The following is a 25215-nucleotide window of genomic DNA, read 5'->3' as shown; positions in this document are numbered from 1 at the left end:
ACCGAATTTAAGGAAACACAGATAATGGCTATCGAGATCAAAGCCCCAACCTTCCCGGAATCGGTTGCCGATGGCACCGTTGCCACCTGGCACAAGCAGCCGGGCGACGCCGTCAAGCGTGACGAGCTGATCGTCGACATCGAGACCGACAAGGTCGTCCTGGAAGTCCTGGCCACCGCCGACGGCGTGCTGGGCGCCATCGTCAAGGGCGAGGGCGACACCGTCCTGTCCGACGAAGTGCTGGGCTCGATCGTTGAAGGTGGCGCTGGCGCCGCTGCTCCGGCCGCTGCTGCTGCGCCTGCCGCCGCACCGGCCGCCGCTGCCGCCGACGCTGGCGAAGACGACCCGGTCGCCGCGCCAGCCGCGCGCAAGCTGGCTGAAGAGAACGGCATCGACCTGGCTACCGTTGCCGGCACCGGCAAGGGCGGTCGCATCACCAAGGAAGACGTCGTCGCCGCCGTCGCCAACAAGAAGTCGGCCCCTGCCGCCGCACCGGCTGTCAAGCCGGCCGCTGCTGCCGCTGCCCCGGTCGTCGTCGCCGCTGGCGACCGCACCGAGAAGCGTGTGCCGATGACCCGTCTGCGCGCCAAGATCGCCGAGCGTCTGGTCGAAGCCCAGTCGAGCATGGCCATGCTGACCACCTTCAACGAAGTCGACATGACCGAAGTCATGGCCCTGCGTTCGAAGTACAAGGACCTGTTCGAGAAGACCCACAACGGCGTGCGCCTGGGCTTCATGTCGTTCTTCGTCAAGGCCGCCACCGAGGCGCTGAAGCGCTTCCCGGCAGTCAACGCCTCGATCGACGGCAACGACATCGTCTACCACGGTTATGCCGACGTCGGCGTCGCTGTTTCCAGCGACCGTGGCCTGGTGGTACCGGTACTGCGCAACGCCGAATCGATGAGCCTGGCTGAAATCGAGAACGGCATCGCCACCTTCGGCAAGAAAGCCCGTGACGGCAAACTGTCGATCGAAGAGATGACCGGCGGTACCTTCACCATCACCAACGGTGGTACCTTCGGCTCGATGATGTCGACCCCGATCGTCAACCCGCCGCAGGCCGCGATCCTGGGCATGCACAACATCATCCAGCGCCCGATGGCCATCAACGGCCAGGTGGTGATCCGCCCGATGATGTACCTGGCGCTGTCCTACGACCACCGCCTGATCGACGGCAAGGAAGCGGTAACCTTCCTGGTGACCATCAAGAACCTGCTGGAAGATCCGTCTCGCCTGCTGCTGGACATCTAATCGCGCAGCTGCAAGCCGCAAGCCGCAAGCTTCAAGTCGAAGCGCGCGGGTCTTGCAGCTTGCAGCTTGCCGCTTGAAGCTAAAAAGGAATCTTTTATGACCCAGAAATTCGACGTAGTGGTGATTGGTGCAGGTCCTGGCGGCTATGTTGCCGCCATCAAGGCTGCCCAACTCGGTCTGAAGACTGCCTGTATCGAGAAATACACCGACGCCGAGGGCAAGCTGGCCCTGGGCGGCACCTGCCTGAACGTGGGTTGCATTCCGTCCAAGGCGCTGCTGGACAGCTCCTGGAAGTACAAGGAAGCCAAAGAGAGCTTCAACGTGCACGGTATCTCCACTGGCGAAGTGAAGATGGACGTTGCCGCGATGGTTGGCCGCAAGGCCGGCATCGTCAAGAACCTGACCGGTGGCGTCGCCACCCTGTTCAAGGCCAATGGCGTCACTTCGATCCAGGGCCACGGCAAGCTGCTGGCCGGCAAGAAAGTCGAAGTCACCAAGGCTGACGGCACCACCGAAGTCATCGAGGCCGAGAACGTGATCCTGGCCTCCGGTTCGCGTCCGATCGACATTCCGCCGGCTCCGGTCGACCAGAACGTCATCGTCGATTCCACCGGCGCCCTGGAATTCCAGAGCGTACCGAAGCGCCTGGGCGTCATCGGTGCCGGCGTGATCGGTCTGGAGCTGGGCTCGGTATGGGCTCGCCTGGGTGCCGAAGTCACCGTCCTGGAAGCCCTGGACACCTTCCTGATGGCTGCCGACACCGCCGTGTCGAAAGAAGCCCAGAAGACCCTGACCAAGCAAGGCCTGGACATCAAGCTGGGCGCTCGCGTCACCGGCTCGAAAGTCAACGGCAACGAAGTCGAAGTCACCTACACCAACGCCGAAGGCGAGCAGAAGATCACCTTCGACAAGCTGATCGTCGCAGTCGGCCGTCGTCCGGTGACCACCGACCTGCTGGCCGCCGACAGCGGCGTGACCATCGACGAGCGTGGCTACATCTTCGTCGACGATCACTGCGCCACCAGCGTTCCGGGCGTCTACGCCATCGGTGACGTGGTACGCGGCATGATGCTGGCGCACAAGGCCTCGGAAGAGGGCATCATGGTCGTTGAGCGCATCAAGGGCCACAAGGCCCAGATGAACTACGACCTGATCCCGTCGGTCATCTACACCCACCCGGAAATCGCGTGGGTCGGCAAGACCGAACAGGCGTTGAAAGCCGAAGGCGTTGAGGTTAACGTGGGCACCTTCCCGTTCGCGGCCAGCGGCCGTGCGATGGCGGCCAACGACACCGGTGGTTTCGTCAAGGTCATCGCCGATGCCAAGACCGACCGCGTACTGGGCGTTCACGTGATCGGCCCTTCGGCTGCCGAGCTGGTTCAGCAAGGCGCGATCGCAATGGAATTCGGCACCAGTGCCGAGGACCTGGGCATGATGGTCTTCAGCCATCCGACCCTGTCCGAAGCGTTGCATGAAGCAGCGCTGGCGGTGAATGGCGGTGCCATTCACGTCGCCAACCGTAAGAAGCGTTAATTATAAGAAACCACGGCGGGCTGCCCGTCGTGGGTCTTGCGTGCAAGACTCACCGCGGAACGTCCGCCGGACCGGATCACACGGGAAAACCCGGGGTCAACGGTCACAGGTGGTGCGGCGCCATTAATGGCGCAGCGCCGAAGCGCAGTACCTAACGAAGACGGTAAAAAGCATGAATCTTCACGAGTATCAGGGTAAGCAGCTGTTCGCTGAGTACGGCCTGCCAGTTTCCAAGGGTTTCGCTGTCGATACCCCTGAGCAAGCTGCAGAAGCCTGCGACAAGATCGGCGGGAACGAGTGGGTCGTCAAAGCCCAGGTCCACGCCGGTGGTCGCGGCAAGGCGGGCGGCGTCAAGCTGGTTCGCAGCAAGGAAGACGCCAAGGCCTTCGCTGCTCAGTGGCTGGGCAAGAACCTGGTCACCTACCAGACCGACGCCAACGGTCAGCCAGTTTCCAAGATCCTGGTCGAATCCTGCACTGACATCGCCAAAGAGCTGTACCTGGGCGCTGTAGTCGATCGTTCGAGCCGTCGCATCGTGTTCATGGCCTCCACCGAAGGTGGCGTGGACATCGAGAAAGTCGCTCACGAGACTCCTGAGAAGATCCTCAAGGCCACCATCGATCCGCTGGTCGGCGCTCAGCCGTTCCAGGGTCGTGAACTGGCGTTCCAGCTGGGTCTGGAAGGCAAGCAAGTCCAACAGTTCGCCAAGATCTTCGTAGGCCTGGCCAAGCTGTTCAAGGATCACGATCTGGCCCTGCTGGAAGTGAACCCGCTGGTGATCAAGGCCGACGGCGACCTGCACTGCCTCGATGCCAAGATCAACATCGACGCCAACGCCATGTACCGTCAGCCGAAGCTGAAGACCTTCCACGACCCGTCGCAGGACGACGCCCGTGAAGCCCACGCCGCCAAGTTCGAACTGAACTACGTTGCCCTCGAAGGCAACATCGGCTGCATGGTCAACGGTGCCGGCCTGGCCATGGGTACCATGGACATCGTCAACCTGCACGGTGGCAAGCCAGCCAACTTCCTCGACGTGGGCGGCGGCGCTACCAAGGAGCGCGTTACCGAAGCGTTCAAGATCATTCTGTCCGACAGCAATGTCGCGGCCGTTCTGGTCAACATCTTCGGCGGCATCGTTCGCTGCGACATGATTGCCGAAGGCATCATCGGCGCTGTGAAAGAAGTCGGCGTCAAGGTTCCGGTTGTCGTTCGCCTCGAAGGCAACAACGCCGAACTGGGCGCTAAAGTACTGGCAGAAAGCGGTTTGAACATCATTGCGGCAACCAGCCTGACCGACGCTGCTCAACAAGTTGTCAAAGCTGCGGAGGGCAAGTAATGAGCGTCCTGATCAATAAAGACACCAAAGTCATCTGCCAGGGCTTCACCGGCTCGCAGGGTACTTTCCACTCCGAACAAGCCATCGCCTACGGCACCAAGATGGTCGGCGGCGTCACTCCGGGCAAGGGTGGCACCACCCACCTGGGCCTGCCGGTGTTCAACACCGTGAAAGAAGCCGTGGAAGCCACCGGCGCTGACGCGTCGGTCATCTACGTACCGGCTCCTTTCTGCAAGGACTCGATCCTGGAAGCCGCCTTCGGTGGCATCAAGCTGATCGTCTGCATCACCGAGGGTATTCCTACCCTCGACATGCTGGACGCCAAGGTCAAGTGCGACGAGCTGGGCGTGACCCTGATCGGCCCTAACTGCCCAGGTGTCATCACCCCGGGCGAGTGCAAGATCGGCATCATGCCAGGCCACATCCACTTGCCAGGCAAGGTCGGTATCGTTTCGCGTTCCGGTACCCTGACCTACGAAGCTGTGAAGCAGACCACCGACGCCGGCTTCGGCCAGTCGACCTGCGTCGGCATCGGCGGTGACCCGATCCCGGGCTCCAACTTCATCGACATCCTGAAGCTGTTCCAGGAAGACCCGAAGACCGAAGCGATCGTCATGATCGGTGAGATCGGCGGTTCCGCTGAAGAAGAAGCCGCGGCCTACATCAAGGCCAACGTGACCAAGCCTGTTGTCTCTTACATCGCCGGTGTTACCGCACCTGCGGGCAAGCGCATGGGCCACGCTGGCGCCATCATCTCCGGTGGCAAGGGCACTGCGGACGAGAAGTTCGCCGCCCTGCAGGACGCCGGTGTGAAAACCGTGCGTTCCCTGGCTGACATCGGCAAGGCCCTGGCCGAGCTGACTGGCTGGGAAGTCAAGAAGTAAGTAACACGCAGTACCCCCCACGCGCACAAAGGCCACCTTCGGGTGGCCTTTGTCGTTTTTATTCGAGTCATCCGCGATCGCGTTTTTGTGGGAGCGGCCTTGCCGAGGCGTCGGACCGGTCGGCAAGGCCGCTCCCGCACGTGCTCAGTAAAGGCTAGGAAAACTCGATCACCTCAATCAGGATTTTCAACCAGACATCCACTCAAATCCGCAATAAATTGTCGCCGAACACGTTCAACCAGACGACAAACACATACGCACATCGGACAAGCAGCACTGTGCCAGTGCGTTTGTCAGGCAAAACAGGTAGGCTACGCGTTCACTCTGTGCCCGTACCCCAAAAGGGAACGACACGCTAAACGGGTCTGGCTCACCAAGCCGGGCAGCATTTCCCTTCATCCTGTGGGAAATCCCCTCCGACTCCCGATTTCAGCAGTGTGGTATTTCCTTAAATGAAAGTGTTAAAAGGCCAGGATATCCTGGCGCTTGGCTTTATGACGTTCGCGCTGTTCGTCGGCGCCGGCAACATCATCTTCCCGCCCATCGTCGGCCTGCAGTCCGGTCCGAACGTGTGGATGGCCGCACTCGGCTTCCTGGTCACCGCCGTGGGCCTACCGGTCATCACCGTGGTCGCGCTGGCCAAGGTCGGTGGCGGCATGGATGCCCTGAGCAGCCCGATCGGCAAGTTCTTCGGCGGCCTGCTGGCGGCCGTGTGCTACCTCTCGGTCGGTCCGCTGTTCGCCACCCCGCGTACCGCGACCGTGTCGTTCGAAGTGGGCGTTGCGCCGTTGACCGGCGAGAGCCCGACGGCGCTGCTTATCTACAGCATCGTGTACTTCGCCGTGGTACTGGCCGTGTCCATGTATCCGGGCAAGCTGCTCGACACCGTGGGCCGTTTCCTCGCGCCATTGAAGATCATCGCCCTGGCAGTGCTGGGCATCGCGGCCTTCGCCCTGCCGGCTGGCACCATTGGCGAGGCCCAGCCTGCCTATGCCGCCGCCGCGTTCTCCAAAGGGTTCTCCGATGGCTACCTGACCATGGACACCCTGGGCGCCCTGGTTTTCGGTATCGTCATCGTCAACGCCATCCGCTCGCGTGGCGTCGAGTCGCCGAAGCTGATCACCCGTTATGCCATCATCGCCGGCCTGATTGCCGGTGTCGGCCTGGTGCTGGTGTACGTCAGCCTGTTCCGCCTTGGCGCGGGCAGCCATGACATCGCCGCCGACGCCACCAACGGCGCGATGGTCCTGCATGCCTACGTGCAGCACACCTTTGGTTCGTTGGGCAGCGGCTTCCTCGCCGTGTTGATCGCACTGGCCTGTCTGGTGACCGCCGTTGGCCTGACCTGCGCCTGCGCCGAGTACTTCAGCCAGATCCTGCCGCTGTCGTACCGTGCCCTTGTGGTAATCCTGGCCGGCTTCTCGCTGCTGATCTCCAACCTGGGTCTGACCAAGCTGATCATGTTCTCGATTCCCGTGCTGACGGCGATCTACCCGCCGTGCATCGTGGTCGTGGGCCTGAGCTTTGTGAAAGACCTGTGGAATTCGCCGACCCGTATCCTGGCCCCGGTCATGCTGGTGTCGCTGGTGTTCGGCGTTGTCGACGCGATCAAGGGCAGCAGCTTTGCCCACGTACTGCCTGACGCCCTGGCTCACCTGCCGTTCAGCAACGAAGGCATGGCCTGGCTGGTGCCTTCGGTGGTCACTCTGGCCGCCGCCGTGGTCTGCGATCGCATGCTGGGCAAGCCGCGCGAGGCGCTGGCCTGATGGATTGAAACCTCAAGGGCAGGGCGCTGGCCACAAGCTGAAGGGCGCTTGCCGATGGTGGATATCGAAACCCCGCTGCCGAAAGGCGCGGGGTTTTTTGTCGGCTGTACCGACGCTATCGTGGCGAGGGCGTGTCTTTTGCCGAATCCGGGCGTCGAAAACCGGTCTGTTTCTCTTTGACGGGACTGCTGCATGAGCTTCATCCAAAACAACCTGGGCAACCTCCTTGCCGCCTGCTGGTTCGCCATCTGCTGGGGCGGCTACACCCGCTACGCCATCTGGAAAGGCCGCGACACGGCGTGCCTGGCCAGCGTGCTGCACCTGTACCGCGAAGACTGGATGCGCCGCATGCTGCTGCGCGACAACCGAATCGCCGATGCCAGCGTGATCGGCAACCTGGAGCGCAACGCGTCGTTCTTCGCCTCCAGTACCTTGATCATCCTCGCCGGTATCCTCACCGTGCTCGGAGCGTCGGATCGCGCGCTGTCGCTGCTGGCCGACCTGCCATTGGTGCAGCAGGCCTCGCAAGGGATGTCGGAAATCAAGTTGCTGTGCCTGGCGATGGTGTTCGTCTACGCCTTCTTCACCTTCAGCTGGTGCATGCGCCAATACAACTTCGCCGCTGTGTTGGTGGGTTCGGCGCCGATGATCGGCGAGCGCCTGGTCAACGAACTCGAGCGCAAGGCCTTCGCCTCTCGAGCCGCACGCGTACTGTCGTTGGCCGCCAACCAGTTCAACCTGGGATTGCGTTCGTACTACTTCGGCATGGCCATGCTGAGTTGGTTCATCAGCCCTTGGTTGTTCATGGTCATGAGTGTCGGCGTTGTATTCATCCTGTATCGCCGCGAGTTCCATTCCCACGTACTGGAAGTGATGGTGTTCACACCGACGGAAAGTGTGTCGGTAGAGCCGGGCAAGGACGCTTCCGGTATTGCTGGCTGAAACCTTTTAGCGTAAGCGGTAGATACAAAAAAACCCGACATTGTCGGGTTTTTTTGTATGGCGCGATTACTGCTTGGCAGGCTCGGCAGGCGCAGTGGTCGGCGCTGGGGTGGAGGGCGCGGCCTCCTCGGCGGCCTTCTGCTGCGCTTCGGCCTGATCTTTGGCGGCTTCGGCGTTTTCCTTGGCGGCTTCGTTCATCTTATCCTGAGCTTCGCCCATCTTTTCCTGGGCTTGCTCGGCGTGTTGCTGTGCGTCCTGGGCTTTGTCTTCGCTCGCTTTATCGCAAGCAGCCAGGCCCATGGCAGCGGCCAGCATCAGAGCAAAAGCAAAAGGTTTACGCATGGGGTGTTTCTCCTGGGTGGAATAACTTTACGTGTACCTTCGAGTTCATCGTCTGCGAAGAAGTTCCACAAAGGTTACAGATATATAACTGCCCGACCTATATGGACTTTTTATCTATTTTATGAAGCGAGGGACAATGAACGAGATGCCATTGATGGCGATGGCCGAGCGTTTTCTCTCGGCGTTGAAACATTGCCAGGTATTGCAGATGCGCGTGCACCACGCCGACGCCGACGGCATGACGCTGGTGCTGCCCTGGTCACCGGCCATTGTCGGCAACCCGCAGAACGGCGCGGTGCACGGCGGGGTGCTGACCACGCTGATGGACACCACCTGCGGCATGGCCACGCTCTGCGCGTTGCCGCGTTTCGAGGTGTGCCCGACCCTGGACCTGCGCATCGACTACATGCACCCGGCCGAGGCCGGCAAGGACATCTTCGGCCATGCCCAGTGCTACCGGGTGACCCGCGATGTCATTTTCACCCGCGGCACTGCCTACCAGGACGACCCCGCGCAGCCGATCTGCCAGGTGGTCGGCACCTTCATGCGCCTGGGGCAGGACGTCAAGGGCGGCATTCGCTTCGGCAACAGCCTCAAGGAGGGCCGCGCGTGATCCCCGCCGATATCCGTCAACAGTTGAACCGGGCCCATGCTCGCGGCGATTACCAGCCATTGCTGGCATTGATCCCGTATGCCGGGTTGATCGGCATCGAATGCGAGCGCCACGGCGACGACCTGCTGTTCCGCCTGCCGGCCAATCCTGACAACATCGGCAACCCGTTGTTACCGGCGATCCATGGTGGCGTGATTGCCGGCTTCATGGAGCTGTCCGCGGCACTCTACCTGTTGATCTACAGTGAGAGCGCGAGCATCCCGAAGATCATCGATTTCTCCATCGATTACCTGCGCGCCGGGCATTTTCGCGACACCTACGCCCAGTGCCAGCTATGGCGCCAGGGGCGGCGGGTGACCAACGTCGCCATCACCGCCTGGCAGGGCGATCGCGACACGCCGATCGCCACGGCGCGCGCGCATTTCAAGATCGAACCGGAAAAGCCCTTGAAATAGTCAGGGGTGCCCCCATCTGCTGGACATCCGCCATCAAAAGCAGGCCCGACGGCCGCCAGGCGTCAACAACCAACAGATTGGAGTTTGAAGACCATGAGTGTGGAGACTCAAAAAGAAACCCTGGGCTTCCAGACCGAGGTAAAGCAGCTGCTGCACCTCATGATCCATTCCCTGTATTCGAACAAGGAGATCTTCCTGCGCGAGCTGATCTCCAACGCTTCCGACGCCGCCGACAAGCTGCGTTTCGAGGCCCTGGCCAAGCCTGAGCTGCTCGAAGGCGACGCCGAGCTGAAAATCCGCCTGAGCTTCGACAAAGACGCCAATACCGTGACCCTCGAGGACAACGGCATCGGCATGAGCCGCGAAGACGTCATCGCCCACCTGGGCACCATCGCCAAGTCCGGCACCGCCGACTTCATGAAGAACCTCACCGGTGACCAGAAGAAGGACTCGCACCTGATCGGTCAGTTCGGCGTGGGCTTCTATTCCGCGTTCATCGTCGCCGACAAGGTCGACGTGTTCAGCCGTCGCGCCGGTCTGCCGGCCGCCGAAGGCGTGCACTGGTCGTCCAGGGGCGAGGGGGAGTTCGAGGTCGCCACCGTCGACAAGCCGCAGCGCGGCACCCGTATCGTCCTGCACCTGAAGAAGGGCGAGGACGAGTTCGCCGATGGCTGGCGCTTGCGCAACATCGTCAAGAAGTACTCCGATCACATCGCCCTGCCGATCGAGCTGCCGAAAGAGCAACCAGCGGCTGCCGAAGGCGAAGAGCAGCCGGCCCAGGAGTGGGAAACCGTCAACCGCGCCAGCGCCCTGTGGACCCGTTCGCGCACCGAGGTCAAGGATGAGGAGTACCAGGAGTTCTACAAGCACATCGGCCATGACTTCGAGAACCCGCTGGCCTGGAGCCACAACAAGGTCGAAGGCAAGCTCGAGTACAACTCGCTGCTGTACGTGCCGGCCCGCGCACCGTTCGACCTGTACCAGCGCGAAGCGCCACGCGGTCTGAAGCTGTACGTGCAGCGCGTGTTCATCATGGACCAGGCCGAGTCGTTCCTGCCGCTGTACCTGCGCTTCATCAAGGGTGTGGTCGACTCCAACGACCTGTCGCTGAACGTTTCCCGCGAGATCCTGCAGAAGGATCCGATCATCGATTCGATGAAGACCGCGCTGACCAAGCGCGTGCTGGACATGCTGGAGAAGCTGGCGAAGAACGAGCCCGAGCAGTACAAAGGCTTCTGGAAGAACTTCGGCCAGGTGCTGAAGGAAGGCCCGGCCGAGGACTTCGCCAACAAGGAGAAGATCGCAGGCCTGCTGCGCTTCGCCTCCACCCACGACGACAGCGGCGAGCAGAGCGTTGCCCTGGCCGACTACCTGGCCCGCGCCAAGGAAGGCCAGGACAAGATCTACTTCCTGACCGGCGAATCCTACGCCCAGGTCAAGAACAGCCCGCACCTGGAGGTCTTCCGCAAGAAAGGCATCGAAGTGCTGCTGCTGACCGACCGCATCGACGAGTGGCTGATGAGCTACCTCAGCGAGTTCGATGGCAAGGCCTTCGTCGACGTCGCCCGTGGCGACCTGGACCTGGGCAAGCTGGATTCCGAAGAGGACAAGAAGGCCCAGGAAGAAGTCGCCAAGGACAAAGAAGGCCTGGTCGAGCGCCTCAAGGGCGCGCTGGGTGACAGCGTGGCCGAAGTGCGTGTCTCGCACCGCCTGACCGATTCGCCGGCGATCCTGGCCATCGGTGAGCAGGACCTGGGCCTGCAAATGCGCCAGATCCTCGAAGCCAGCGGGCAGAAGGTGCCCGAGTCCAAGCCGATCTTCGAGTTCAACCCGACCCACCCGCTGATCGAGAAGCTCGATGGCGAGCAGAGCGAAGACCGCTTTGCCGAGCTTTCGCACATCCTGTTCGACCAGGCGGCCCTGGCGGCCGGCGACAGCCTGAAGGACCCGGCGGCCTATGTGCGTCGCCTCAACAAGCTGCTGGTCGAGCTGTCCGCTTGATCTGACGCAGACAAAGCCCGCTTCGGCGGGCTTTTTCTTTCTGGTGAGAATGGGGGGCGCTGGGAATGCATCTATCATGTGCTGACCCGTGAAGCCCAAGGAGAGCTGAATGAGCAAGGTCATCGTCGAATCGCTGGTCTATCACCTGTCAGGCAAAGCCTACGAAAGCCGCCTGGTCTACACCCAGGGCGCGCTGCCCCAGCCGGGCCTGGTGATGGCGCCGAACTGGATGGGTATCGGCGAGGGCGCCGAACGTATCGCCAAGGAAGTGGCCGAGCAAGGCTATGTGGTGTTGATCGCCGACCTGTATGGCCAGTCGGTGCGCCCGTCCAATGCCGATGAGGCGGGCGCGGCGATGATGCCGCTGAAAAATGATCGCGCCGAGCTGCGCAAGCGTATGCAGGAGGCGCTGGCGCAGCTGCTGGGGCAGTCGAGGGCCTTGTTGGAGCCTGGCAAGGTGGCCACCTTCGGCTTCTGCTTCGGTGGCTGCTGCGCGTTGGAACTGGCCCGCTCCGGCGCCGACCTGAAGGCCGCCGTTTCCTTCCATGGCACCCTGGACACGCCAAGCCCCGAGGATGCCAAGCGCATCAAGGGTTCGGTGCTGGTGCTGCATGGCGCTTCCGATCCGCTGGTGCCCAAGGAACAGCTACCGGCTTTCGAGGCCGAGATGAACGCGGCCAAGGTCGACTGGCAATTGCTCAGCTATGGCGGCGCGGTGCATTCGTTCACCGATCCGAACGCCAATGTGCCGGGCAAGATGCAGTATGACCGGCGTACGTCGGAGCGCGCGTTCCGCTCGATGCATAACTTGCTCAAGGAAGTGTTCGCAGGCTGAACGCTCAGGGGCCGCAAAGCGGCCCCGGTTTAGCGCGGTAGTTCGATCCGCCCGCTTTCCCCCGGCACCACTGGCCAATCCCCAGCCGCCCAGCGCGCCCGCGCTGACTCGATCAAGGCCGGATCACTGGCCACGAAATTCCAGTTCATCCGCCGCGGACCATCCAGCGGCGCGCCGCCTATCAGCACCAGCTGGCACTCCTCCTCGGCATACAAGCTCACCGCTTCGCCCTCAGGCAGCACGACCAGGCTGCATGGCTCGACGTCCTCGCCATCCAGCAGCAACTCACCTTCGAGCAGATACAGCGCGCGCTGTGCGTGTTCCGTCGGCACGATCAGGGTGGTGGCCGGCTGCATGCGCACATGGGCATAAAGTGTCGGGGAGAGCACTGGCACGGGGGACTCCAGGCAGAAACCCTTGCCCGCAATCATGCGGATCTGCACGCCCAGGCTGTCGCTGAGCGGCAGGCTGGCCGCCGGGTGATGGCTGTAGCTTGCCGGCCCTTGTTCGGCGCTTTGCGGGGAAGCCAGCCATACCTGCAGCCCATGCAGGCGCGAGCCTTTGCGAAATGCTTCTGCCGGCGTTCGCTCGACGTGCGCCACGCCGGCGCCGGCGGTCATCCAACTGACATCGCCCGGCTGTACGCGCTGGTCCGAGCCCAGACTGTCCTTGTGCTGGATTTCACCCTCGAACAGGTAGGTGAGGGTGGACAGGCCGATATGCGGATGCTGGCGAATGTCCATGCCATGGCCTGGCGCGTAGTCGGTTTCCAGCATATGGTCGAAGAACACGAAGGGGCCGACGCTGCGGCACTGCGCCGATGGCAGCGGGCGCAGGATCGGCTGGCCCTCGACCGATTCGGCACGTGGGCGGATGACCAGGGGACTGCTCATGGCGACACTCCTTGAGGGATGCCTGCAAGCATAGCGTTTCGCCGTCCGTGGCTGAACCGTCGCGGGCGCTGCCCGGTCTACTCTGGCGGGGATGGCAAAAGGAGGCTCCAATGATCGCCCGCACACTGGCTTGCCTGCTGTTGAGCGCAGGCCTGTTCGATTCCGCGCAGGCCCGCGACTACCGCTACAGCGACGCGCACTTGCACTACGTGGACTTTTTCCAGGAAACCGAGGGCATGCCGGCGTTGCTCAAGGCCATGGACGCGGCCGGTGTGGAGCAGTCGATGATCTCCGGCATTGCGGTGGCGAAGAAATGGCACGAGGACGAGCCCAAGCGCCCGCGTTATTACGCCGGGGATGACGCAGACGCCTACTGGTACAGCGCCACCGACCTGTATGTCGCCGCCGCGTTGCAGAAGCTGCCAGCGCAGCAACGCCGTCGCTTTCACCCGTTTCTCACCGGCTTCAATCCGGTGGACAAGAACGCCGTCAATCATATCGAGCGCATGCTCGACCTCTATCCGGGGTTGTGGCAGGGCATTGGCGAAGTGTTCACCCGCCACGACGACCTCACCGCCCTGACCAGCGGCGACACGCCGCGGGCCAACAACGAAGCCATGACCCGCATCTATCACCTGGCTGCCGAGCGCGACCTGCCGGTGCTACTGCATTCGAACATCACCTCCAAGCGCGAGCGCAACCCGCTTTACCTGGCCGAGATCGAAGAACCACTGCGCAACCATCCGCATACTCGCTTCATCTGGGCCCACGCCGGCAGCAGTCTGGAGATCCATCGACATCAGGAACAGATGGATTTTCTCCTGCCGGTGCTGACGCGGCTGTTGGAGGACTACCCGAACCTGTATGTCGACCTGTCCTGGAGCGTGCTCAAGCCCTACCTGCTTGATCCGCAGGGTGTGCCGCGCCAGGACTGGGTGGCGCTGGTCGAACGCTTCCCTCAGCGTTTCGTGCTCGGCTCCGACCTGGTGGGGCAGTTCGACAGCCTGGGTGAACAGATGCACGGTTTCGACCCCTTCCTTGATGCCTTGCCGGCAGCGGTTGCGGAGCAGGTGAGTCGGACGAATTTTGTCAATCTGCTGCCAAAAGCAGCGAAGTAGCGCGTTATAGCAGTGGATAGCTTTTTGATATCGCGTTTTCGTCTTACGCAATTTCCAGGCGGCCCGATACCTTCATTAAGCGACGGAACAACGCTTTTGGGAGGGATCCTGGAAATGAGCCTGAGACGCTTGAATATCGCCCCGCGCGCGGGCCTGGGCTTCGGCATCATGGCGCTGCTGGTGGTGGCGCTGGGCGGCTTCGCGCTGCAGCAGATGACCAGCATGCGCCAGCAGTCCGAGCAGGTCGACAACAATTGGCTGCCGAGCGTGATCTCGGTGGGCAGCATGACCCAGGACATGCTGCGCATCCGCGCCTTGACCCTGCGCCTGCTGGTCAACACCGACCCGGCCGCCCAGCAGCAGAACCGTGCCCGCATCGAAGAAATCAAGGGCGGCCTGAGCAAGGCTCAGAACCATTACGATGGGTTGATCGTGCTGCCAGAGGAGCGGACCTTGTTCGACCGCTACCAGGTCCTGGAGCGCCAGTACATGACCTTGCAGGGGCAGGTGGTGCAGTTGGCCACCGATGGGCATGTTCAGGATGCAGCGGTGCTGGTCAACGGCGAGATGAACCAGCTGGCCGACCAGATGACCGCCACGCTCAACGAGCTTATCGAGCTGAACAACCACCAGGCCAACTCCGCCACAGACCTGGCCGAGGCCGTGTACAACGGCGCCAAGGTCTGGGTCGGCGTGCTGCTTGTGATCGCCCTGAGCCTCACCGTGGTGCTCGCCCTGGCCCTGACCCGCAGCATCGTGCGACCGCTCGGGCAGTCGCTGAAGGTGGCCGAGACGGTCGCCACGGGCGACCTCACGCCGCAGATCACCGTGCAGGGCGACGATGAGCCGGCGCGCCTGCTGGCGGCGCTCAAGAGCATGCAGCAGAGCCTGCGCGAGACCATCGGGCGGATTTCCGATTCAGCCAGCCAGCTGGCCTCGGCGTCCGAAGAGCTGAGCGCGGTCACCGAAGACGCCACCCGCGGCCTGCAGCAGCAGAGCATGGAGATCGAGCAGGCCGCGACCGCGGTGAACCAGATGACGGCGGCGGTGGAGGAGGTGGCGAGCAATGCGGTGGCCACCTCGGAGGCTTCCCGCGAGTCCGACCAGATCGCCCGCCGTGGGCGCGAGCAGGTGCAGGCCACGGTCACTGCCATCGAGGCGCTCGCCAATGGCGTGGCGGGCAACGCCGAAGAGGTGGGGCAACTGGCCCAGCAGGTGCACGACATCAGCAAGGTGCTGGATGTGATCGGCTCGATCGCCGAGCAGACCAACCTGCTGGCGCTAAACGCTGCTATCGAGGCGGCGCGGGCCGGCGAGGCCGGGCGTGGGTTCGCCGTGGTCGCTGACGAGGTGCGGGCGCTGGCCCACCGCACGCAGACCTCGACCCAGGAGATCGAGCAGATGATCGTGGCTATTCGCAGCGGCGCCGAGCGGGCCGTGCAGGGCATGCAGCACAGCGACGCCCAGGCCCGTTCGACCTTGGACGGCGCCCATGCCGCCGGCCAGGCGCTGGAAGCGATCGCAGCGGCCATCGGCCAGATCAATGAGCGCAACCTGGTGATCGCCAGTGCCTCGGAGCAGCAGGCCCAGGTGGCGCGGGAGGTGGACCGCAACCTGACCACCATTCGCGACCTGGCGCACCAGTCCTCGGCCGGGGCCGAAGAAACGTCCGCCGCGAGCCAGGCGCTGTCGCGGCTGGCGGTGGACCTGAACACCCTGGTACAGCGGTTTTCGGTATAAGGGCCATCGCGGGGCACAAAAAAAACGCCCGGACTTTGGTCCGGGCGTTCTCGTTCAGCGGATCAGCCGATCACTTGCCAGTCCAGCGCTTGAGCACCAGGGTGGCGTTGGTGCCGCCGAAGCCGAAGCTGTTGCTCATGACCGTGTCGATCTTGGCGTTCTCTTCGGTCTTGCGCAGCACCGGCAGGTCGGCGACTTCCGGGTCCAGCTCGTCGATGTTGGCGGAGCCGGCGATGAAGTTGTTCTCCATCATCAGCAGGCAGTAGATCGCCTCGTGCACGCCCGCGGCGCCCAGCGAGTGGCCCGACAGGCTCTTGGTCGAGCTGATCTTCGGTGCCTTGTCGCCGAACACTTCACGCACGCCCTTCATCTCGGCGACGTCGCCGACCGGGGTGGAGGTGCCGTGGGTGTTCAGGTAGTCGATCGGGGTGTCGACGGTGGACAACGCCTGCTGCATGCAGCGGATCGCGCCTTCGCCGCTCGGGGCGACCATGTCGTAGCCGTCTGAAGTCGCGCCGTAGCCGACGATCTCGGCATAGATCTTGGCGCCACGGGCCAGGGCATGTTCCAGTTCCTCGACCACCACCATGCCACCGCCGCCGGCGATGACGAAGCCGTCACGGTCGGCGTCGTAGGCGCGCGAGGCCAGTTCCGGGGTTTCGTTGCGCTTGGTCGACAGGGCGCCCATGGCGTCGAACAGGAACGACTGGCTCCAGTGCTCTTCTTCACCGCCACCGGCGAAGACGATGTCCTGCTTGCCCCACTGGATCTGCTCCAGGGCGGTGCCGATGCAGTGTGCGGAAGTGGCGCAGGCCGACGAGATCGAGTAGTTGATGCCCTTGATCTTGAACGGGGTGGCCAGGCACGCCGACACGGTGCTGCCCATGGTGCGGGTGACACGGTAGGGGCCGACGCGCTTGACGCCTTTTTCGCGCAGGGTGTCCAGGGCTTCCATCTGGTTCAGGGTGGAAGCACCGCCGGAGCCGGCAACCAGGCCGGTGCGCGGGTTGGAAACCTGCTCTTCGGTCAGGCCGGCGTCCTTGATCGCGTCCTGCATGGCGAGGTACGCATAGGCGGCGGCGTGGCCGACGAAGCGATAGACCTTGCGGTCGATCAGCTCTTCGAGGTTGAGGTCGATGGAACCGGAAACCTGGCTACGCAGCCCCATTTCCTTGTATTCCGGGTTGTAACGGATACCCGGACGGCTGTTGCGCAGGTTTTCGGTGACGGTAGCTTTGTCATTGCCCAGGCACGATACGATGCCCAGACCAGTGATCACGACGCGGCGCATGCGAATAACCCTTAGAAATTGTCAGTGGAGGTGAACACGCCGACCCGCAGGCCTTCGGCGGTGTAGATCTCGCGACCGTCGACGCTGACCGAGCCATCGGCGATGGCCATGTTCAGCTTGCCCTTCAGGACGCGCTTGATATGAATGTTGTAGGTGACTTTCTTGGCTTCCGGCAGGACCTGGCCAAAGAACTTCACTTCGCCCGAACCCAGGGCGCGGCCACGGCCCGGCAGGCCCTGCCAGCCGAGGAAGAAGCCGACCAGCTGCCACATGGCGTCCAGGCCCAGGCAGCCCGGCATCACCGGATCGCCTTCGAAGTGGCAGGCGAAGAACCACAGGTCCGGATTGATATCCAGCTCGGCGACCAATTCACCTTTGCCGAACTTGCCGCCTTCCTCGCTGATATGGGTGATGCGATCGACCATCAGCATGTTCGGGGCGGGCAGTTGCGCATTACCGGGGCCGAACAGCTCACCGCGACTGCAGCGCAGCAGGTCTTCCCGAGTAAAGGCGTGTTGTTTGGTCATGCGAGCTCCTCAATAACCCCCTGCGGCAGGGGATGAATCTTCCCGGCCGGCCCGAAGCGCTTGGCATTCGAGGCGGCAGCCTACAGGTAGACTATTGCGTTGTGGTGAAAGTCACAGCGCACCTGGCAAAAGAAGTACAGGTGTGCACTGAAATGTTATTTTCCGGCCCTGCGGCGGTCCTGTCCAGTCCTTAAGACTGCCGCACTTTAGCATTTATCGCCAGTCGCGGCTGTCCGACCCGGCAACCAGCGTTGCAGGATGCGTTGCAGATCGGTGCGTTTGAACGGCTTGCTCAGGTAATCGTTCATTCCGGCGGCCAGGCAGCGTTCGCGGTCGCCCTGCAACGCGCTGGCGGTCAGGGCGATGATCGGCAGGCCCGCGCTGCCCGGCAGCTGGCGGATGCGCCGGGTGGCCTCGTAGCCGTCGACATGCGGCAGGCGGCAATCCATCAGCACGGCGGCAAAGCGTTGCTGGCCGACCAGGTCGACGGCCTGGGCGCCGTCCATCGCCAGGCTCACCTCGAAACCGAGGCTGCGCAGCATCGCTTCGATGACGCTCTGGTTGACCGGGTTGTCCTCCACCAGCAGCACTCGCCCGCCGCCTTTGCCTGTCGCGCTGTCCTGGGGCGCAACGGGCAGGGTGGCGGGGGTGCTGGCCAGGGCCAGTGGCATTTCCAGGGTGAAGGTCGAGCCCAGCCCCTCGCGGCTCTCGCCGCGCAGCTGGCCGCCCATGCGCTCGGCCAGGGTGCGGGCGATCGATAGGCCCAGCCCGGTGCCGCCATAGCGCCGGGAGATGGTGTTGTCGGCTTGCTGGAAGGCCACGAACATCATCTCCAGGCGGTTGCTGTCGATACCGATGCCGGTGTCGCGCACGGTGCAGGTCAGCCAGATCAACTGGCGATCGAGCACCTGCCAGCGGGCCTCGATGGCCACCTCGCCGCGCTCGGTGAACTTCAGTGCGTTGCCCACCAGGTTCAGCAGGATCTGGCGAATGCGCGTCGGATCGCCCACCACCTGCAGCGAGTTCATGCCCGGCGGCAGTTGCAGGCGCAGGTCCAGGTTGCGCTGCTGGGCGCTGTGCTGGAACGACTGCACGCTGCTGGTGATCAGCTCGCCGAGGTTGAAGTCGATATGTTCCAGCTCCAGGGTGGTGCGCTCGATCCGCGAGAAGTCGAGGATATCGTTGATCACCTTGAGCAGGTGGCCGGTGGATTCGCTGGCCACGGCGGTGTAGTCGGCCTGTTCGCCGGTCAGCTCGGTCGTCTCGAGCAACTGCAGCATGCCCAGCACGCCGTTCATGGGGGTGCGCAACTCGTGGCTCATCATCGCCAGGAAGTCCGACTTGGCGCGGTTGGCCTGCTCGGCTTCTTCGCGGGCCTGGATCAGCTGGCCCATGGCCTGTTGCTGTTCGTGGGCGGCCTGGTCAAGGGCGCTGGCCAGATTGTTGATGTGCCGGGCCAGGTGGCCCAGCTCACTGTCGTCGACCACCGGCAAAGGCGCGTTGAAGTCGCCTTGCTGGATCGCCCGGACCGCGTGGCCCATGTCGCTGATCGGCTTGGACAGGCTGGTGGCCAGGCGCCGCGCCAGCAGGAAGGTGAACAGCAGGGCAAACAGGGCGAGGATCGCAGCCTTGATCACGATCTCCTGCTGGCGCTGGCTGAAGGCGTCGTCGGACATGCCGACGATCACCCGGCCGAGATAGTCGTCGCCGATGTTCGGCGCTGGCGCCTTGCCCTGCAGGAAGTCATTGTCCAGGCGGATCTGCTGCAGGCGGATCGGCGCCTGGAACACCTCGACACGCTGGGCGCGGCTTTGGCTTTCGTTGGGTTGCTCGACGTACACCAGGATATGGTTGCGGCTGTCCTGCACCTCGAGGAAACGCACGTGGGGAATACTCAGGGTGGCGCGCATCAGGCTCTCGAGGACTTCGTTGTTGCCCGAGATCACCCCGTACTCCGAGGCCGGCGCCAACTGGTTGGCGATCAGTTGCCCGGTGTGGTTGAGTTCCTGGCGCAGGTCCTGGATCCGCACGAAGGTGAAGAAGCTGATCAGCAGCAGGGTCAGCAACAGGGCGGGGCCCAGGCTGATGATCTGGGTACGGGTATGGATGTCCCAGCTCAGGCGCTTGCTCATGGGGTGGGGGCTCCTTCGGCGAGGGCCAGGGCGGCGGCGACCGGGTCTATCGCTTCCAGGCCAAGGGCGCGAGCCACCTGCTGGTTGCCGCTGACACCGAAGTGCGCGGGGTAGAGGCTGCGCGGCCAGCGACCTGGAGGCAGGTCGAGCAGTTGCCCGAGCACCGCCAGCCAGTCGTCCTGGTCGCTGTAGGTGCTGGCCAGGGCGCCGGCACGGACGAAGCCGACGTTCGGCCCAATCAGCGCCATCTGTCGGCCATAGCTGCTGAGCAGCACGTTCTTGGCCGACTTGGAGTTGTACAGGTCGGGATCGTCCAGGCCGAGCAGCACGTCGCTGTTGCCCAGCAGGGCCTGCAGGGGACGGCTGTCGCGCAGGTCGGGCCAGTCCTGGGCGACGATTTCCAGGCCCAATGAACTGGCGGCCTGGCGCAGCTCGTCGAGCAAGAAACGGCTGTGTTCGCCGTACAGCACGCCGATGCGCCGTGCCTGCGGCAACAGGTATCGGGTCAGGCGCAGTTGCCGGGCCATGGGCGGGTCGCTCCAGAGCAGGGTCAGGTAGGCGGGGCGCGAGGCGCCCAGGCGCTGCTCGGCCTGGACCCGACTGACCCGAAGCGCCAGCGCTGCCGGTCCTGCGGCCTCGCCCAGGCGCCATTCAAGGGCTGGGGTGTCGAGCAGGATCAGCCGGGTGTCTGCCTTGAGCTTGCCCGGGCTCGGCAGTTGCTCGACAGTCTGGAACCGTACCTGGTCGTTGGGGCGACGTTTTTCCAGGGCGGTGACGAAGCTGCGAATGCCGGGCTGGTCCTCGGCGCCCACCAGCAGGATTTCGCTGGCGGACAGCGATCCCAGGGGCCATAGGCACAGCAGCAACAGGCGCAGCAGACGGACCATCAGAATTCCAGCTCCGCGCTGACGCTCAGGCGGTGGCGGCTGTCGTAGCGGTTCTGCTCCAGGGTGACCGGTTCGTCGTCCAGGCGCTGCTGCCACAGCGCGGCCAGCTCCAGGTTGCTGCCGTGCACCTTGAAACGCTTGGCCAGGCGCAGGTCGACCCGTTCGTAACGGTAACCATTGAGGGCGTCGTCACCGTAGTAGAAAAGGGCGCTGGACCAGCCTTCGCCCCAGTCGCGCAGCCAGCCGGCCGAACCGCTGTTGCGTGCGCTCAGGCGCCGGTCGTTGGGGTTGCTGGCCCAGGCGTCGACGTAGGCGTAGGTCAGGCGCAGGCGATCGCGCTGGGTGGCGCGCCAGTCGAACTGCGCCTCGCTGCCGCTGAAGCGCGCCTTGTTGGCGTTGCTGGCGATGTACTGGTTGTTCCTCAACGGCTCACTGATCATCCCGGTGATCTCGTCATAGAACAGTTTCACGTCCATGCTCAGGTCGATGTCGGTGAAATAGCCGTTGTAGCCGAGTTCACGCGAGCGCATGCGTTCCTGGTCGAGGTTGCCCGGGCCGCGGGTCTTGACGAAATATTCGCCGTTATGCAGGCCATACAGGTTGGGCGACAGGTTCTTGACCGTGTAGCTCCAGTTGACGTTGTTCTCGAACATGTCCGGCGAGCGGATCGCCTCGGAATACACGGCGCGCAGGCCGTGGCGCGGGGTGATCAGGTAGTTCACCGCCACCCGTGGGGTGAGCGAGTTGCCGGACAGTTGCGAGTGCTCGTGCATCGCCCCGCCCTGGACGATCCAGTGTTCGTCGATGCGCCATTCGAGCTGGCCGAACAGGCGCCAGGTCTGGTCATCGATGCTGCCGTTGAAGTAGGTCTGCGAGTCGGCCTTGTCGTAGCGGTAGTTCATGCCGGTGACCAGGCGCAGGCTGTCGGCCAGGCTCAGGGTGTCCTGGATTTCCAGGTCGTAGCGGGTCTCGCGGGTGCTCTGGTCGACGTCGCCGCAGATCGTTTCCATGCCGTTGTGGGGTTGTCCCACATTGGTCCATTGCTTGCTGATTTCATTGATCAGTGCCTGCTCCAGTGGATTGTTGCTGAGGTGTTGGCCACTGGCATTACGGGCGACTTTCTCGGCGAGGTTCGGATTCAATTGCCACAGTCGTGTGAGTTCCGGGCTGAACGCCAGAGCCGCATCACAGGCACGCCATACCTGCTGGCGGTCGAAGTGCTGGGCCGAGCCCTGCACATACAGGCTGTGTTCGGGGTTCAGGTCGATGTTCCAGCGCACCGAACCTGCGTAGTCCTTGGCGTTGACATCGGCATTGTCGCCGGCCCGGTAGTTGCCGAACACCGGCTGGTAGGTATAGGGCCGCTGGTTGCTGCCCTCCTTGGCCGCCAGTTGCCATTCCAGGGTCTGGTTCGGCGCCAGGGTGTGGCTGGCGTTGAGGTTGACGCGGTTGAGCCGGCGGCTGTCGCGGTAGTCGCGGCCGAACTGGTCGTGGTCGAAGCCATCGTCCTGCTGGCCGGAGAGCGACAGGCGCAGGTCGCCGCTGTCCCAGCCAAAGCCCTGGCTCGCGTAGTAATCGTTGATGCCATCCTGGCCGCGGCTCAGCTTGACCCGGGTGCCATGGCTGTCGGCCGGGTTGCGGGTGAGGATGTTGACCACCGCCATCAGCGCGTTGGCACCGTAGCTGACGGTGTTGGGACCGCGGAACACCTCGATGCGCTCGATATCCTCGATCGCCACCGGGATATCGCTCCAGTCCACCGTGGCCAGGCCCGCGCGGTATACCGAGCGGCCATCGATCAGCACCTGCATGCGCCGGGCATCGCTGACATTGCTGCCATGGTAGTTCACCGTCGACTGATTGCCAGCGCCGTACCCGATCATCATCCCCGGCACCAGGCGCAGCAATTCGGGAATATCGCGGGCGCCGCTGGCGCGGATCAGCTCGCTGTCCAGCACGGTCATGCTGCCAGGCACCGCCGCCGGGGATTGTTTCAGGCGCGTGGCGGTCAGAACCTGCGGCAGGTCCTGGTTGTCGATGAACAGGTCGTCGGCCAGGGCCGGCCCGCCCAGCAGGGCGGTCAGCAACAGCAGGCGAGGATACGGGGGCGTGCCAGGGAACACGAAACGGCCTTGTTTCAGAAATGAATCAGGCATGTTAACCGACCCTACGGCTTTTGCCAGTGATCGGCGGATGGCCTATTGCCGCATCGCCCCCCTGAACTTTCTCTATTGTGTTCGGGTGCGTGGGCTGGCCCCACGATGCATACGCACTGGTTCTGTCGCATCGGCACCGTATAATGCCCGGGTCGCCACTTACTTTATTGGTTAACGGATTGGATATGACTGAACAGCAACCTGTTGCGGTTCTTGGAGGCGGCAGCTTCGGCACCGCCGTGGCGAATCTCCTGGCCGAGAATGGCCATCCGGTGCGGCAGTGGATGCGCGACCCGGCGCAGGCCGAGGCGATGCGCGTCGATCGCGAGAACCCGCGCTACCTCAAGGGCATCCGCCTGCATGACGGCGTCGAGCCGGTCAACGACCTGCTTGCCACCTTGCAGGGCAGCGCGTTGATCTTCGTCGCCTTGCCGTCGAGTGCCTTGCGCAGCGTGCTTGCTCCCCACGCCGAGCTGCTGCGTGGCAAGGGGCTGGTCAGCCTGACCAAGGGCATCGAGGCGCACACCTTCAAGCTGATGAGCCAGATCCTCGAAGAGATCGCCCCCCAGGCGCGCATCGGCGTGCTGTCGGGCCCCAACCTGGCCCGCGAGATCGCCGAGCATGCGCTGACCGCCACCGTGGTCGCCAGCGAGGACGAGGCGTTGTGCCAGCAGGTACAGGCCGTGCTGCATGGCCGTACCTTCCGCGTCTACGCCAGTGCCGACCGCTTCGGCGTCGAACTGGGCGGCGCGCTGAAGAACGTCTACGCCATCATTGCCGGCATGGCCGTGGCTTTGGGGATGGGCGAGAACACCAAGAGCATGCTGATCACCCGCGCCCTGGCCGAGATGACCCGCTTCGCCGTGAGCCAGGGCGCCAATCCCATGACCTTCCTGGGGTTGGCTGGGGTCGGCGACCTGATCGTCACCTGCTCGTCGCCCAAGAGCCGCAACTACCAGGTCGGCCATGCCCTTGGCCAGGGCCTGAGCCTGGAACAGGCGGTCAGCCGTCTGGGCGAGGTGGCCGAGGGCGTCAACACGCTCAAGGTGCTCAAGGCCAAATCCCAGGAAGTGGGTGTGTACATGCCGCTGGTGGCGGGCCTGCACGCGATCCTGTTCGAAGGGCGCACGCTCAACCAGGTGATCGAGCACCTGATGCGCGCTGAGCCCAAGACCGATGTCGATTTCATTTCCACCAGCGGTTTCAATTGAGGGAGCGACCATGAACGATACCCCCGAGCGCGAGTCGATCATCCTGCGAGTGCTGTGGATGCTGGTATTCCTGGTGGCCTGGCAACTGGCCGAGCTGCTGCTCGGCGGCCTTGTGCTGGTGCAACTGATCTACCGGCTGGTCTATGGCGCGCCCAGCGCCAGCCTGATGAACTTCGGCGACAGTCTCAGCCAGTACCTGGCGCAGATCGGCCGCTTCGGCACCTTCCACTGCGACCAGAAGCCCTGGCCGTTCGCCGACTGGCCGACGCCGCGTGCGCCGGAGGGCGAGGCGCCGCACGCCGTCGCACCGGCAGCGCACCCAGTGCGTGACGAGGAGCCCAAGCTGTGAAGCTCTGGGTGCTGCGCCACGGCGAGGCGGAACCCCGGGCCAACAGCGACGCCGAGCGACGCCTGACCGCCCACGGTCGCGAGCAGGTGCTGCGCAGTGCCGCGCACCTGCTCGGCCAGCCGCTGCAGGCGATCATCGCCAGCCCCTACGTACGCGCCCAGCAGACCGCCGCCCTGGTGCACGGCGCGCTGGGCTTTGCCGAGCCGGTACGCACGGTGCCCTGGCTGACGCCGGACAGCGACGTGCAGCAGGTGATCGGCGAAGTCGAGCGCCTGGGGCTCGAGCATGTGCTGCTGGTCAGCCACCAGCCGCTGGTGGGCAGCCTGGTTGGTCTGCTCGAGCATGGCCATGGCCAGCAACCGGCGCCGTTGAGCACCGCGAGCCTGGCCGAACTGCAAGGGGACTGGCCATTGGCGGGGCTGATGACCCTGCGTGGCCTGCGTCATTCCGGCTGAGCCCTGGCAACTGGCATTTCTGTCAGTTGCCGGCCTGTCGTCTGGTCAAGTAGCGTGGCGCCGTGGCTGAGTCATGCAGCCGCGCAGGCACAGGGAGAGGCAAATGAGCCGTTATCGACTGGAGCTGGTGCGCTCCGTGAACCCGCAATCGCTGCTCGACAAGCTCAGTGATGCGCGTGCCCTGGACTTTGCGGAATACCGCCTGTTGCAGGACTGCGCCGACGCCAAGCTCGACGAGCTGATGCGCCGCTTCGAAGGCCAGTACGAACTCGAGCAGTTGCGCCAGGCCAGCATTCGCATGGCCCATTTGCTGCAGACCAGTTGCCTGGCCCTGCGCCGGTTGGCCGACAATGAAGCGGACCGCAGCCTGGCCCGCGAAGCGCTGGATTGGCAATTGGGCTACATGCGCGCCTGCCTGCACCGTTCGCTGGCCAGTCTCGAGCGCAGCCGAATGACCTGATCGCCACCGGCGATGACCTTTCCGAACGTTGCCGG

The 25215-nt window shown here is 63.7% G+C and carries 23 protein-coding genes and 1 pseudogene; 17 read left to right on the top strand and 7 right to left on the bottom strand.

What is annotated here, in order from left to right:
- Positions 1-24: 24 nt before the first annotated feature.
- The 6 genes from odhB (at position 25) to AC25ND_RS12860 (ending at position 7715) form a co-directional block, all read left to right on the top strand.
- On the top strand, positions 25-1251 hold the full coding sequence (gene odhB, locus AC25ND_RS12885) for a 2-oxoglutarate dehydrogenase complex dihydrolipoyllysine-residue succinyltransferase (RefSeq protein ID WP_486976379.1): 1227 nt from the start codon (positions 25-27) through the stop codon (positions 1249-1251).
- A 96-nt stretch (positions 1252-1347) separates the two neighbouring features.
- A complete protein-coding gene (gene lpdA, locus AC25ND_RS12880; RefSeq protein WP_028690460.1) occupies positions 1348-2784 on the top strand; it encodes a dihydrolipoyl dehydrogenase in 1437 nt (478 codons plus the stop codon).
- Positions 2785-2956: 172 nt separating this feature from the next.
- Positions 2957-4123 carry an ADP-forming succinate--CoA ligase subunit beta gene (gene sucC, locus AC25ND_RS12875; RefSeq protein WP_003254205.1) on the top strand — a complete coding sequence of 389 codons (1167 nt, stop codon included), beginning with the start codon at positions 2957-2959 and terminating at the stop codon, positions 4121-4123.
- Complete coding sequence (gene sucD / locus AC25ND_RS12870; protein ID WP_004376004.1) at positions 4123-5007, top strand: succinate--CoA ligase subunit alpha; 885 nt, start codon at positions 4123-4125, stop codon at positions 5005-5007. The genes sucC and sucD overlap by 1 nt, the downstream gene beginning before the upstream one ends.
- A gap of 452 nt (positions 5008-5459) precedes the next feature.
- A complete protein-coding gene (brnQ, locus tag AC25ND_RS12865) occupies positions 5460-6773 on the top strand; it encodes a branched-chain amino acid transport system II carrier protein (RefSeq protein WP_028690462.1) in 1314 nt (437 codons plus the stop codon).
- A 192-nt stretch (positions 6774-6965) separates the two neighbouring features.
- Positions 6966-7715, top strand: a complete 750-nt coding sequence (locus tag AC25ND_RS12860; protein ID WP_028690463.1) for a DUF599 domain-containing protein — start codon at positions 6966-6968, stop codon at positions 7713-7715.
- 66 nt (positions 7716-7781) lie between these two features.
- On the opposite strand, the gene AC25ND_RS12855 is transcribed toward AC25ND_RS12860, so the two are convergent.
- Positions 7782-8057, bottom strand: a complete 276-nt coding sequence (locus tag AC25ND_RS12855; RefSeq protein ID WP_028690464.1) for a hypothetical protein — start codon at positions 8055-8057, stop codon at positions 7782-7784.
- Between the two features lie 136 nt (positions 8058-8193).
- On the opposite strand from AC25ND_RS12855, the gene AC25ND_RS12850 reads away from it, so the two are divergent.
- The 4 genes from AC25ND_RS12850 (at position 8194) to AC25ND_RS12835 (ending at position 11961) form a co-directional block, all read left to right on the top strand.
- The gene (locus tag AC25ND_RS12850) at positions 8194-8670 is read left to right on the top strand and encodes a PaaI family thioesterase (RefSeq protein WP_088852916.1); all 477 of its coding nucleotides are present in this window, start codon (positions 8194-8196) and stop codon (positions 8668-8670) included.
- Complete coding sequence (locus tag AC25ND_RS12845) at positions 8667-9125, top strand: PaaI family thioesterase (RefSeq protein WP_088852915.1); 459 nt, start codon at positions 8667-8669, stop codon at positions 9123-9125. Before AC25ND_RS12850 ends, AC25ND_RS12845 begins: the two co-directional genes overlap by 4 nt.
- A 93-nt stretch (positions 9126-9218) precedes the next feature.
- Positions 9219-11126 (top strand): molecular chaperone HtpG, encoded by a 1908-nt coding sequence (gene htpG / locus AC25ND_RS12840; protein ID WP_028690467.1) that lies wholly within the window; start codon positions 9219-9221, stop codon positions 11124-11126.
- 109 nt (positions 11127-11235) lie between these two features.
- Complete coding sequence (locus AC25ND_RS12835; RefSeq protein ID WP_028690468.1) at positions 11236-11961, top strand: dienelactone hydrolase family protein; 726 nt, start codon at positions 11236-11238, stop codon at positions 11959-11961.
- A gap of 29 nt (positions 11962-11990) precedes the next feature.
- Here AC25ND_RS12835 and AC25ND_RS12830 read toward each other — a convergent pair whose 3' ends face one another.
- The gene (locus tag AC25ND_RS12830) at positions 11991-12854 is read right to left on the bottom strand and encodes a pirin family protein (protein WP_028690469.1); all 864 of its coding nucleotides are present in this window, start codon (positions 12852-12854) and stop codon (positions 11991-11993) included.
- A gap of 110 nt (positions 12855-12964) precedes the next feature.
- On the opposite strand from AC25ND_RS12830, the gene AC25ND_RS12825 reads away from it, so the two are divergent.
- The 3 genes and pseudogenes from AC25ND_RS12825 to AC25ND_RS12815 all read left to right on the top strand — a co-directional run bounded on the left by AC25ND_RS12825 (position 12965) and on the right by AC25ND_RS12815 (position 15712).
- Positions 12965-13972 (top strand): amidohydrolase family protein, encoded by a 1008-nt coding sequence (locus AC25ND_RS12825; RefSeq protein WP_028690470.1) that lies wholly within the window; start codon positions 12965-12967, stop codon positions 13970-13972.
- A 114-nt stretch (positions 13973-14086) separates the two neighbouring features.
- A pseudogene (locus AC25ND_RS12820) lies at positions 14087-14857 on the top strand (MCP four helix bundle domain-containing protein); the annotation flags it as partial.
- Positions 14849-15712, top strand: coding sequence for a methyl-accepting chemotaxis protein (locus AC25ND_RS12815; RefSeq protein WP_404940847.1), 864 nt, complete (start codon positions 14849-14851; stop codon positions 15710-15712). The pseudogene AC25ND_RS12820 and the gene AC25ND_RS12815, both read left to right, overlap by 9 nt.
- Positions 15713-15782: 70 nt before the next feature.
- Here the strand turns inward: AC25ND_RS12815 and fabB are convergent, their stop codons facing one another.
- The 5 genes from fabB to AC25ND_RS12790 all read right to left on the bottom strand — a co-directional run bounded on the left by fabB (position 15783) and on the right by AC25ND_RS12790 (position 22705).
- Positions 15783-17003: a beta-ketoacyl-ACP synthase I gene (fabB, locus tag AC25ND_RS12810; protein ID WP_028690472.1), complete on the bottom strand. Its 1221-nt coding sequence runs from the start codon at positions 17001-17003 to the stop codon at positions 15783-15785.
- 11 nt (positions 17004-17014) lie between these two features.
- Positions 17015-17530: a 3-hydroxyacyl-[acyl-carrier-protein] dehydratase FabA gene (gene fabA / locus AC25ND_RS12805; protein ID WP_028690473.1), complete on the bottom strand. Its 516-nt coding sequence runs from the start codon at positions 17528-17530 to the stop codon at positions 17015-17017.
- 206 nt (positions 17531-17736) lie between these two features.
- Positions 17737-19662: a response regulator gene (locus AC25ND_RS12800; RefSeq protein ID WP_247284254.1), complete on the bottom strand. Its 1926-nt coding sequence runs from the start codon at positions 19660-19662 to the stop codon at positions 17737-17739.
- Entirely contained in the window at positions 19659-20549 is an 891-nt protein-coding gene (locus AC25ND_RS12795) for an ABC transporter substrate-binding protein (RefSeq protein ID WP_062363700.1), read from the bottom strand. The genes AC25ND_RS12800 and AC25ND_RS12795 overlap by 4 nt, the downstream gene beginning before the upstream one ends.
- Entirely contained in the window at positions 20549-22705 is a 2157-nt protein-coding gene (locus tag AC25ND_RS12790) for a TonB-dependent receptor plug domain-containing protein (protein ID WP_486976378.1), read from the bottom strand. The genes AC25ND_RS12795 and AC25ND_RS12790 overlap by 1 nt, the downstream gene beginning before the upstream one ends.
- A 185-nt stretch (positions 22706-22890) precedes the next feature.
- Here AC25ND_RS12790 and AC25ND_RS12785 point away from each other — a divergent pair, with 185 nt between their 5' ends.
- The 4 genes from AC25ND_RS12785 (at position 22891) to AC25ND_RS12770 (ending at position 25180) form a co-directional block, all read left to right on the top strand.
- Positions 22891-23916, top strand: a complete 1026-nt coding sequence (locus AC25ND_RS12785; protein WP_028690477.1) for an NAD(P)H-dependent glycerol-3-phosphate dehydrogenase — start codon at positions 22891-22893, stop codon at positions 23914-23916.
- 10 nt (positions 23917-23926) lie between these two features.
- Complete coding sequence (locus tag AC25ND_RS12780; RefSeq protein WP_486976377.1) at positions 23927-24265, top strand: DUF4389 domain-containing protein; 339 nt, start codon at positions 23927-23929, stop codon at positions 24263-24265.
- Positions 24262-24720 carry a phosphohistidine phosphatase SixA gene (gene sixA / locus AC25ND_RS12775; RefSeq protein ID WP_486976376.1) on the top strand — a complete coding sequence of 153 codons (459 nt, stop codon included), beginning with the start codon at positions 24262-24264 and terminating at the stop codon, positions 24718-24720. The genes AC25ND_RS12780 and sixA overlap by 4 nt, the downstream gene beginning before the upstream one ends.
- Before the next feature lie 103 nt (positions 24721-24823).
- Complete coding sequence (locus tag AC25ND_RS12770; protein WP_028690480.1) at positions 24824-25180, top strand: hypothetical protein; 357 nt, start codon at positions 24824-24826, stop codon at positions 25178-25180.
- The last annotated feature ends 35 nt before the right edge of the window (positions 25181-25215 follow it).

This window comes from Pseudomonas sp. P110(2024) (genome assembly GCF_057480795.1).
Note: the sequence above shows the minus strand (reverse complement) of the source record. Positions and strands in the feature narration are given on the sequence as shown.